This is a genomic window from Kitasatospora putterlickiae, assembly GCF_039527695.1.
Lineage (GTDB): Bacteria > Actinomycetota > Actinomycetes > Streptomycetales > Streptomycetaceae > Kitasatospora > Kitasatospora putterlickiae.
This window is the reverse complement of the sequence record NZ_BAAAKJ010000029.1, coordinates 19442-29197: the sequence shown is the minus strand read 5'-3', so window position 1 is coordinate 29197 and position 9756 is coordinate 19442. Positions and strand designations below refer to the sequence as shown.

The following is a 9756-nucleotide window of genomic DNA, read 5'->3' as shown; positions in this document are numbered from 1 at the left end:
CGACGGCGGCTGCGCGTCGGCCGACGCGGCCTCGACCTCGGCGTCCTCGTCCGCGGCGTCGACCCCCTCGGCCTCGTCCTGACGACCGTTGATGATCGCGTCGTACTCGGCGGGCTCCAGGACCGCGGCGATCGCGCTCTTGGTGAAGTGGGTGACCACGCCCGGCGCGATCTCCAGCTCGACGGTCTCGTCGTTGATCGACTTCACCTTCGCGTACAGGCCACCGATGGTCCGGACGCCCGCACCCGGCTCCAGCGCCGTCTGCATCTGCTGCATCGCCTGCTGGCGCTTCTTCTGCGCCCGGAACATGAGCACGATTGCGAGGATCGGGAGGAGAAGGATGATGAGGTTCACTGCAGCCAGGGTCCTTTACGGGCCGCCGGCCGGCGGCCTGTGTGGTAATGGGTCGTCCCGTCGGGTGAGAGGGGCGGTCCGGCGGAGTCTAGGGGACCCCGAACTGATCGGACAACGCCAAGCATCGCATCCTGCCGCCGAAAGTGGCGACCCTCCGCCTGCACTGTTTCCCCGGACCTCGTCCCCGGCTTCCACGGGCGCCCCGGCGGCGGGCCCGCATGGTCCGCACACGCTCCGCCCTCACCCGTTCGGCCCAGCGTGACGGCGCGTCGTCAGCCGCGCTCCCCGGCGGCCTCCCCGTCCGGGGCGAAAAGGCCCTGCTGGGCGGGCGCGGCGCCGCGTCCGGGCTGGGCCGGAGGAGTGAGTCCCAGGTGCGCCCAGGCCGCGGCGGTGGCGATCCGCCCGCGCGGCGTACGGGCCAGCAGCCCCTCGCGGACCAGGAACGGCTCGGCGACCTCCTCGACCGTCTCGGCCTCCTCCCCCACCGCGACCGCCAGGGTCGACAGGCCGACCGGGCCCCCGCCGAACAGCCGCAGCAGCGCGTCCAGCACCGCCCGGTCCAGCCGGTCCAGACCACGGGCGTCCACCTCGTAGACGTCCAGCGCCTGGCCCGCGATCGCGGAGGTGACCACGCCGTCGTGCCGCACCTGCGCGTAGTCGCGGACCCGGCGCAGCAGCCGGTTGGCGATCCGCGGCGTGCCCCGGGAGCGGCCGGCGATCTCGGCGGCGCCGGCCGGGTCTATCTCCACGTCCAGCAGCGCGGCCGAACGGTGCACCACCCGCTCCAGCTCGGCGGGCGCGTAGAACTCCATGTGCCCGGTGAAGCCGAACCGGTCGCGCAGCGGCGGCGGCAGCAGGCCGGCCCGGGTGGTCGCGCCGACCAGGGTGAACGGCGGCAGCTCCAGCGGGATGGCGGTCGCCCCCGGCCCCTTGCCGACGATCACGTCGACCCGGAAGTCCTCCATCGCCATGTAGAGCATCTCCTCGGCGGGCCGGGACATCCGGTGGATCTCGTCGAGGAACAGCACCTCGCCCTCGCCGAGCGAGGAGAGGATCGCCGCGAGGTCGCCCGCGTGCTGGATCGCCGGGCCCGAGGTGATCCGGATCGGGGCGCCCAGCTCGGCCGCGATGATCATCGAAAGGGTCGTCTTGCCGAGCCCGGGCGGGCCGCTGAGCAGCACGTGGTCGGGGGCGGCGCCGCGCTGGCGGGCCGCCTGGAGCACCAGCGACAGCTGCTCGCGCACCCGCTCCTGGCCGATGAACTCGTCCAGCTGCCGGGGGCGCAGCGCCGCCTCGACGGCCTGGTCCTCACCGTCGGCGGCGGCGGTCACCAGCCGGTCGGCGGGCTCGGAGTCGTACGGGCTCATCGGAGGCGGCTCCCGGATCGGTGTCGACGGTGTCGACAAAAGGACAGGTCGTCAGATGGCTTCAGCGAGAACGGTTGAGTCCGCGCAGCGCCAGGCGCAGCAGCGCGCCGACGTCGGGCACCGGCTGCGCCTCGGCCTCCGGGGTGACGGCGGCGACCGCCTCGTCCGCCTCGCGGGGCGCGTAACCGAGGCCGACCAGCGCGGAGTGCAGCTGCTCGCTCCACGGCGCCGGCCCGGTGGCGACCGGCTTCTGCGCCGGGACCGCGCCGTGCGGGGCGCCCAGCTTGTCCTTGTACTCCAGCAGCAGCTTGGCGGCCTTGGCCTTGCCGATGCCGGGCACCGCCACCAGCGCCTTCTCGTCGCCGTTCGCCACCGCGAGGCGCAGCGCGTCGGGGCTGTGCACACCGAGGATGGCCTGCGCCAGCTTCGGGCCGACGCCGGGCGCCGCCTGGAGGATCTCGAAGACCCCCCGCTCGTCGTCGTCCGCGAAGCCGAACAGGGTCAGCGAGTCCTCCCGGACCACCAGCGAGGTCGCCAGCCGGGCCGGCTCCCCCAGCCGCAGGCCGGCCAGCGTGTTCGGGGTGCACTGCACGGCCATGCCGACCCCGCCGACCTCGACCACCGCGATACCGCCGGACAGCGCGGCCACGGGTCCTTGCACGAAGGCGATCATCGGGTGGTTCCTTTCAGGCCCTGCGGGGAGGTGGTACGGGCCGCCCGGACCGCGGCCTCCAGGCGGTTGGCGGCGCCGCCGCGCCAGATGTGGCAGATGGCCAGCGCCAGCGCGTCGGCGGCGTCGGCCGGCTTCGGTGGCGCGTCGAGCCGCAGCAGCCGCTGCACCATGGCGGTGACCTGCGCCTTGTCGGCCCGGCCCGAGCCGGTGACGGCGGCCTTGACCTCGCTCGGGGTGTGCAGGGTGACCGGTATGCCGCGCCGGGTCGCGCAGAGCATCGCCACCGCGCTGGCCTGCGCGGTGCCCATCACCGTGCGGACGTTGTGCTGGGCGAAGACCCGCTCGACGGCCACCAGGTCGGGCCGGTGCTCGTCCAGCCAGGCCTCCAGGCCCTGCTCGACCAGCAGCAGCCGCTGCCCGATCTCCGCCTCGGCGGGGGTGCGCACCACGCCGACCCCGGCCATCCGCAGCGGCCGGCCCGGCGCGCCCTCGACCACGCCGACCCCGCACCTGGTCAGCCCCGGGTCGACACCCAGCACCCGCACCACGTCTTCCCGCCCCTCTGTGATTCGCCCACCAGTGACCCGACCTGCGAAGGCTACCCCCCGCCACCGACAGCGCCCCGAACGACACCGGCCCGGCGGTCCTGGGGACCGCCGGGCCGGGAGGGGGCACGATCACTCGGCGTCGAGCTGCGCACCGACCTCGTCGCTGATGTCGAAGTTGGCGAAGACGTTCTGCACGTCGTCGCTGTCCTCCAGGGCGTCGATCAGCTTCAGGATCTTGCGGGCGCCGTCGACGTCCAGCTCGACCTGCATGCTCGGCAGGAAGTTGGCCTCGGCCGAGTCGTAGTCGACGCCGGCGTCCACCAGGGCGGTGCGGACCGCGACCATCTTGGAGGCCTCGGAGACGATCTCGAACGAGTCGCCGAGGTCGTTGATCTCCTCGGGCTCCTGGTCCAGGACGACCTCGAAGAGCTTGTCCTCGTCCACGCCGTCCGCCTTGGGGACGATGACGACGCCCTTGCGGGTGAACAGGTAGGACACCGAGCCCGGGTCGGCCATCGAGCCGCCGTTGCGGGTCATCGCCACGCGCACGTCGGAGGCGGCGCGGTTGCGGTTGTCGGTGAGGCACTCGATGAGCACCGCGACGCCGTTCGGGCCGTAGCCCTCGTACATGATCGTCTGGTAGTCGGCCCCGCCGGCCTCCAGGCCGCCACCGCGCTTGACCGCGCGGTTGATGTTGTCGATCGGGACCGAGCTCTTCTTGGCCTTCTGGATGGCGTCGTAGAGCGTCGGGTTGCCGGCCGGGTCGGGGCCGCCGGTGCGCGCCGCCACCTCGATGTTCTTGATCATCTTGGCGAAGAGCTTGCCGCGCTTGGCGTCGATCACGGCCTTCTTGTGCTTGGTGGTAGCCCACTTAGAGTGGCCGGACATCGCCAGCTCCTTTACGTCGCCAAAGGGAAATGAACAGATGAGATCTTACCGGTGCGGCAGCCGCCCGACCGCACACGGTCACACGGCGGCGAGGTGCTCCTCGGCCATCCGCACGAAGTAGGCGTGCACCCGGTGGTCGCCGGTGAGCTCGGGGTGGAACGAGGTGGCCAGCAGGTTGCCCTGGCGGACCGCCACGATCCGGCTGTCCGGGCCGTCGGCGGCGGGCAGCTCGGCCAGCACCTCGACGCCCGCGCCGACCGACTCCACCCAGGGGGCGCGGATGAACACGCCGTGCACCGGGGCGTCGTCCAGGCCCTGGAAGGCGACGCCGGACTCGAAGGACTCGTTCTGGCGGCCGAAGGCGTTGCGGCGCACCGTCATGTCGATGCCGCCCACCGTCTCCTGGTCCTCGCGGCCGTCCAGGATCTTGTCCGCCAGCATGATCATGCCGGCGCAGGTCCCGTACACCGGCATGCCGGCGGCGACCCGCTCGCGCAGCGGGTGCATCACGCCGAACAGCAGCGCCAGCTTGGACATCGTGGTGGACTCCCCGCCGGGGATCACCAGTGCGTCGACCTCGGCCAGCTCCTCCGGGCGGCGGACCGGGCGGGCCAGCGCGTCGGCCTCGGCCAGCGCGATCAGGTGCTCGCGGACGTCACCCTGAAGGGCGAGGACGCCGATGACTGGAGTGGACACTTCTCGTACCTCTTGACTCTCGAACGGACGACGCACGGCGGCCCGCCGCGCCGATGATCTCACCGCGCGGCGGGCCGTCCAAGGCGCATTACCAGCCGCGGTTGGCGTACCGCTCGCTCTCCGGCAGGGTGTCGCAGTTGATGCCGACCATGGCCTCGCCCAGGTTGCGGGAGGCGTCGGCGATGATCTTCGGGTCGTCGAAGAAGGTGGTGGCCTTGACGATCGCGGCGGCACGCTTGGCCGGGTCGCCCGACTTGAAGATGCCCGAGCCGACGAAGACGCCCTCGGCACCCAGCTGGCGCATCAGCGCGGCGTCGGCCGGGGTGGCCACGCCACCGGCGGAGAACAGCACGACCGGCAGCTTGCCGAGCTCGGCGACCTCCTTGACCAGCTCGTACGGGGCGCGCAGCTCCTTGGCGGCGGCGAACAGCTCGTTGTTGTCGAAGCCGCGCAGCTTGGCGATCTCGTTCTTGATCTGGCGCAGGTGGCGGACCGCCTCGACGACGTTGCCGGTGCCGGCCTCGCCCTTGGAGCGGATCATGGCCGCACCCTCCGCGATGCGGCGCAGCGCCTCGCCCAGGTTGGTGGCACCGCAGACGAAGGGGGTGGTGAAGGCCCACTTGTCGGAGTGGTTGACCTCGTCGGCCGGGGTCAGCACCTCGGACTCGTCGATGTAGTCGACACCCAGCGACTGCAGAACCTGGGCCTCGACGAAGTGGCCGATGCGGGACTTGGCCATGACCGGGATCGAGACCGCCTCGATGATCTCCTCGATCATGTTCGGGTCCGACATGCGCGCCACGCCGCCGTCCTTGCGGATGTCGGCCGGCACCCGCTCCAGGGCCATGACGGCCACAGCGCCGGCGTCCTCGGCGATCTTGGCCTGCTCGGCGTTGACCACGTCCATGATCACACCGCCCTTGAGCTGCTCGGCCATGCCGCGCTTCACCCGGGCGGTGCCGATCTGCGGCTGGTCTGCGGTGGTGGGGGTGGTGGACACGTGAGACCTCACTCGAAGATGAACCAGTGCTATCGCCCTATGGTAGGCGGAAGGAACCGGGCCTCCATGCGCCACCAAGTCCAGCCCGTCCGACGGGTTACGACAAAGAGGCCGTATCCGGGCACGCCGTCACGGCACGTGACCACCCTCACCACGGACCGGCCGCGCTACGCGGGCGCGCCCTCCGGGGTGAGCGCCGACGGCGGCGCGTCGTCCATCTCGAAGGCCATCGGGAACGGCGCCTTGCCCGCCAGCCGGAAGTACCGCACCAGCCGGTGCTCACGCACCGCCCGCGCCGCCCGCACCGCGTCGTTGTGGAACCGCCGCGCCATCGGCACCCGCCGCACCGCCGCCGTCAGGTCCCGCACCGCGTCCTCGCCGCCCGGCTCCGCCACCAGCGCCGCCACCTGCTCCGGCTCCGCGAACACCGCCCGCAGCGCCAGGCTCAACTGGCTCTCCGCCACCTCGCGTTGCTCGTCCTCCGCCTGCCGCGCCGCGTGCGCCGCGTCCAGCAGCAGCAGCGACGCCGCCGGGTCCAGCAGCGAGGACGTCGCCAGTTCCATCGCCACCGACGCCCGGCGGACCAGCTGCGCGTCCAGCGCCGCGCGGGCGGCGTCGATCCGGGCGTGCAGCCGGTCCAGCCTTCCGGCCGTCCAACTCAGGTACATGCCGAACAGCACCACGGCCACGCCGGCCCAGATCCAGGTAGTCACGGGGCGCTACGCTACCGGGTGCCCCCGGTTCACCCCTCTATGGCGGTGTTGCGGTAGGCCTCGCGGTCGATGTCGCGCACGTCCACCGCCAGGTGCAGCCGCTCCCCCGGCACCGGCTTCAACCGCTCCGCCAGCAGCGCCAGCACCCCCTCGGTGAGCGCCGACTTCGCTTCCGGGCTGCGCCCCGGGAAGATCTGGAACTGCACGAACACCTGCGCCTCGGGGCGCTCCCCGAAGGCCACCACGACCTCCGGGTCGGTCGCCCGGAAGATCGTCTTGCAGCCCTCGGGCTCGGCGGCGATGGTCTCCACCGCCAGCCGGTTGATCGCCACGCCCAGCTCACGGCGGTCGAAGGAGCCGGCCAGGCTCGGGGAGTAGTCGACGGAGATCTGCGGCATCGGGGCCTCCAGGTGTCGGGACGAACGCGGGAGCGCGGACGGGAGAACCGTCCGACTCTAACCGCGCCCGGGCGGGTCAGTCCCGGGCCAGCCCGAACCGGCCGCGCCGACCGCTGCGCTCGTCCTCCACCACCGCGGCCTCGCCCGCCGTCACCGTCTCGTAGACGGCCAGGATGTCCGCGCCCACCGTCGACCAGTCGAACCGCCGCACGTGCCGGGACGCCGCCTCGCGCAGCTCCTCCAGCCGCGCCGGGTCCCCCAGCAGCCGCACCGCCGCACGCGCCAGCGCGTCCGCGTCCTCCACCGGGAACAGCTCCCCCGCGTCCCCGCCGTCCAGCACCTGCTTGAACGCGTCCAGGTCGCTGGCCAGCACCGGCGCCCCCGCCGACATCGCCTCGACCAGGATGATCCCGAAGCTCTCGCCCCCGGTGTTCGGCGCCACGTACAGGTCCACGCTGCGCAGCAGCCGGGCCTTGTCCCGGTCGCTCACCATGCCCAGGAACTCCACCCGCGCGCGGACCTCCGGCGCCAGCCCGGCGACGGCCTCCTCCTCGTCGCCCTTGCCCGCCACCAGCAGCCGCACCCCGGGCCGCTCCGCGAGGATCCGCGGCAGCGCCGCCAGCAGCGTCGGCAGCCCCTTGCGCGGCTCGTTGATCCGGCCGATGAAGCCGATCGTCCCCGGCCGCCCCTCGGCCGCCCCGCCGGTCCAGCGCTCGTCCGGCTCCGCCCCCGCGAAGAACCCGACGTCCACGCCGTTGGGGATCACCACCGCGTCGCCGCCCAGGTGCTCCACCAGGGTGCGCCGCGCGTACTCGCTCACCGCGATCCGCGCCCGCATCTTCTCCAGCCCCGGCTGCAGGATCGGCGAGGCCGCGATCATCGCCCGCGAGCGCGGGTTCGAGGTGTGGAAGGTGCCCACCATCGGCCCCGAGGCCGACCACGCCGCCAGCATGGACAGGCTCGGCGACGCCGGCTCGTGCACGTGCAGGATGTCGAACCGGCCCTCGTGCAGCCACCGCCGCACCCGGGCCGCCGACAGGATCCCGAAGCTCAGCCGCGCCACCGAGCCGTTGTACGGCACCGCCACCGCCCGGCCCGCCGACACCACGTACGGCGGCAGCGCCTCGTCGTCCTCGGCCGGCGCCAGCACCGACACCTCGTGGCCCAGGCCGATCAGGTGCTCGGCGAGGTCCCGGATGTGGAACTGCACGCCTCCGGGGACGTCCCAGTCGTACGGGCAGACGATGCCGATCTTCACGGGTCTCCTCGAAATCCTGCGGGCGGTGCGGACAGTGGGGGCGGGAAGGCCGCGGCCTCAGGCCCCCGAGGCCTCGGCCGCCCGCTCCCCGGCGGCGGGCTCCGGGACGGCCCGACGGGCGGCGCCGGCGGCCTGCGGCCCCGTCTCCACCGTGCCACGGGCCGGGAGGTCGGCCAGCCAGAAGCGCTGCAGCATGTGCCAGTCCTCGGGGTGCTCCCGGATCGCCGCCTCCCACACCCCGGCCATCGCCTGCGTCATCGCCCGGGTCTTCTCCGCCCGGTCGCCCTCCGCCGGCACCTCGACCTCCGGGTGCACCCGCGCCCGCATGGTCCGCCCCTCGTACCAGAGCGACACCGGCAGCAGCGCCGCCCCGGTCCGCTGGCACAGCGCGGCCGGACCGGCCGGCATCCGGGTCGCCTCACCGAAGAACGACACCTCGATGCCCGCCTCCGACAGGTCCCGGTCCCCCACCAGGCAGACCAGGCCCCCGGCCCGCAGCCGGCGCGCCAGTGTGCCGACCACGCTCACCGAGCCGCCGGTCAGCGCCAGCACCTCCATGCCCAGGCTCTCCCGGAACGCCACGAACCGGTCGAACAGCCGCTCCGGCTTCAACCGCTCCGCCACCGTCGTGAACGGGTACCCCCGGGTCGCCACCCAGGCGCCCGCCAGGTCCCAGTTCGCCATGTGCGGCAGCGCGGCCACCACGCCTCGCCCGGACTCCAGCGCCTCCCGCACGTGCTCGAAGCCGTCCACCCGGACGTCCCGCAGCACCCGTCCGCGGCCCCACACCGGCAGCCGGAACGACTCCTGCCAGTACCGCATGTACGAGCGCATGCCCGCCCGCGACAGCTCCCGCAGCCGGGCCTCGTCCGCCTCCGGGCACACCCGCAGCAGGTTCGCCTCCAACTGCAGCACCCGCTTGCCGCGCCGCCGCCACGCCGAATCCGCCAGCCGGTCGAACAGCGCCCGCGCGGCCGGCTCGGGCAGGTGCTTGAGCGCCCCCCAGCCCGCCGCGTACGCCGTGTACACCAACCGGTCCACCATTCGGTCCTCCACCGCGGGACCGCCCCCTCTCAGTTCCCGGCCGCCACGCGGTCCGCCTCGAACGCCTCACGGCGCACCGTCAGCATCCGCTGGAACACCGTCACCAGACTGCCGGCCGCCACCAGCCACAGCGCCACCGGCAGCAGCCACTCCACGTACGGCACGCCGAACGTCTGCAGGCCCGCCACACCGGCCGCCACCAGGCTGATCACCAGCCGCTCGGCCCGCTCCACCAGCCCCGACACGTCGCACGGCAGCCCCTGGCTCTCGGCCCGCGCCTTGGTGTACGACACCACCAGCCCGCTCGCCAGGCAGAACACCGCCACCGCGCACAGCAGGTTGTTGTCGCCCTTGCCCGCGTACCACATGGCGATACCGCCGAAGATCGCCGCGTCCGCGACCCGGTCCAGCGTCGAGTCCAGGAACGCCCCCCACTTCGAGGTCCGACCCAGCTGGCGCGCCATGTTCCCGTCCACCAGGTCCGAGAAGATGAACAGCGTGATCGTGATGGTGCCCCAGAAGAACTCCCCACGCGGGAAGAACACCAGCGCACCCGCCACCGAACCGGCCGTACCGACCAGCGTCACGGTGTCCGGACTCACACCCAGACGGATGAGGAACGCGGCGAACGGGGTCAGGACACGTGTGAAGAAGGCACGCGCGTATTTGTTGAGCATGGCCTTCCCGACCGCTCCGATCTCCCTGGTACCCGCCTGCGGCCAGAGTGCGCGGCAGACGACCGGGCGGATCAGCCCACCCGGCGCACCCATGGTAGCCACGCCCGCCGACCTCCCCCGCCCACCCGCCACCCCCGCAT

12 protein-coding genes are annotated in these 9756 nt (G+C 73.0%); all 12 read right to left on the bottom strand.

What is annotated here, in order from left to right:
* Nucleotides 1–354, bottom strand: a 354-nt coding sequence (gene yajC, locus ABD308_RS03870; RefSeq protein WP_344325528.1) for a preprotein translocase subunit YajC, incomplete at its 3' end; no start/stop codon positions are given.
* Between the two features lie 272 nt (nt 355–626).
* Complete coding sequence (gene ruvB, locus ABD308_RS03865) at nt 627–1721, bottom strand: Holliday junction branch migration DNA helicase RuvB (protein ID WP_344325525.1); 1095 nt, start codon at nt 1719–1721, stop codon at nt 627–629.
* Nucleotides 1722–1782: 61 nt separating this feature from the next.
* Nucleotides 1783–2394: a Holliday junction branch migration protein RuvA gene (gene ruvA, locus ABD308_RS03860; protein ID WP_344325522.1), complete on the bottom strand. Its 612-nt coding sequence runs from the start codon at nt 2392–2394 to the stop codon at nt 1783–1785.
* Entirely contained in the window at nt 2391–2939 is a 549-nt protein-coding gene (gene ruvC / locus ABD308_RS03855) for a crossover junction endodeoxyribonuclease RuvC (protein WP_344325519.1), read from the bottom strand. The genes ruvA and ruvC overlap by 4 nt, the downstream gene beginning before the upstream one ends.
* 132 nt (nt 2940–3071) lie before the next feature.
* Nucleotides 3072–3830 carry a YebC/PmpR family DNA-binding transcriptional regulator gene (locus tag ABD308_RS03850; RefSeq protein ID WP_049651428.1) on the bottom strand — a complete coding sequence of 253 codons (759 nt, stop codon included), beginning with the start codon at nt 3828–3830 and terminating at the stop codon, nt 3072–3074.
* Between the two features lie 78 nt (nt 3831–3908).
* Entirely contained in the window at nt 3909–4526 is a 618-nt protein-coding gene (gene pdxT / locus ABD308_RS03845) for a pyridoxal 5'-phosphate synthase glutaminase subunit PdxT (RefSeq protein WP_344325510.1), read from the bottom strand.
* Nucleotides 4527–4614: 88 nt separating this feature from the next.
* On the bottom strand, nt 4615–5526 hold the full coding sequence (pdxS, locus tag ABD308_RS03840) for a pyridoxal 5'-phosphate synthase lyase subunit PdxS (RefSeq protein WP_344325507.1): 912 nt from the start codon (nt 5524–5526) through the stop codon (nt 4615–4617).
* 167 nt (nt 5527–5693) lie between these two features.
* Nucleotides 5694–6194, bottom strand: coding sequence for a hypothetical protein (locus ABD308_RS03835; protein ID WP_344325618.1), 501 nt, complete (start codon nt 6192–6194; stop codon nt 5694–5696).
* Nucleotides 6195–6268: 74 nt separating this feature from the next.
* On the bottom strand, nt 6269–6637 hold the full coding sequence (locus tag ABD308_RS03830) for a 5-carboxymethyl-2-hydroxymuconate Delta-isomerase (RefSeq protein WP_344325504.1): 369 nt from the start codon (nt 6635–6637) through the stop codon (nt 6269–6271).
* 76 nt (nt 6638–6713) lie between these two features.
* Nucleotides 6714–7895, bottom strand: a complete 1182-nt coding sequence (locus tag ABD308_RS03825) for a glycosyltransferase family 4 protein (protein ID WP_344325501.1) — start codon at nt 7893–7895, stop codon at nt 6714–6716.
* A 57-nt stretch (nt 7896–7952) separates the two neighbouring features.
* On the bottom strand, nt 7953–8939 hold the full coding sequence (locus tag ABD308_RS03820) for a phosphatidylinositol mannoside acyltransferase (protein ID WP_344325498.1): 987 nt from the start codon (nt 8937–8939) through the stop codon (nt 7953–7955).
* Nucleotides 8940–8968: 29 nt separating this feature from the next.
* On the bottom strand, nt 8969–9616 hold the full coding sequence (gene pgsA / locus ABD308_RS03815) for a phosphatidylinositol phosphate synthase (protein WP_344325495.1): 648 nt from the start codon (nt 9614–9616) through the stop codon (nt 8969–8971).
* Between the last annotated feature and the right edge of the window lie 140 nt (nt 9617–9756).

What these genes read in the sequence shown, in the direction of transcription:
- pgsA (WP_344325495.1), bottom strand. Translation starts at nt 9,616, where the DNA reads ATGCTCAACAAATACGCGCGTGCCTTCTTCACACGTGTCCTGACCCCG.
- ruvB (WP_344325525.1), bottom strand. Translation starts at nt 1,721, where the DNA reads ATGAGCCCGTACGACTCCGAGCCCGCCGACCGGCTGGTGACCGCCGCC.
- ruvA (WP_344325522.1), bottom strand. Translation starts at nt 2,394, where the DNA reads ATGATCGCCTTCGTGCAAGGACCCGTGGCCGCGCTGTCCGGCGGTATC.
- ABD308_RS03820 (WP_344325498.1), bottom strand. Translation starts at nt 8,939, where the DNA reads ATGGTGGACCGGTTGGTGTACACGGCGTACGCGGCGGGCTGGGGGGCG.
- ABD308_RS03830 (WP_344325504.1), bottom strand. Translation starts at nt 6,637, where the DNA reads ATGCCGCAGATCTCCGTCGACTACTCCCCGAGCCTGGCCGGCTCCTTC.
- ABD308_RS03835 (WP_344325618.1), bottom strand. Translation starts at nt 6,194, where the DNA reads ATGTACCTGAGTTGGACGGCCGGAAGGCTGGACCGGCTGCACGCCCGG.
- ABD308_RS03850 (WP_049651428.1), bottom strand. Translation starts at nt 3,830, where the DNA reads ATGTCCGGCCACTCTAAGTGGGCTACCACCAAGCACAAGAAGGCCGTG.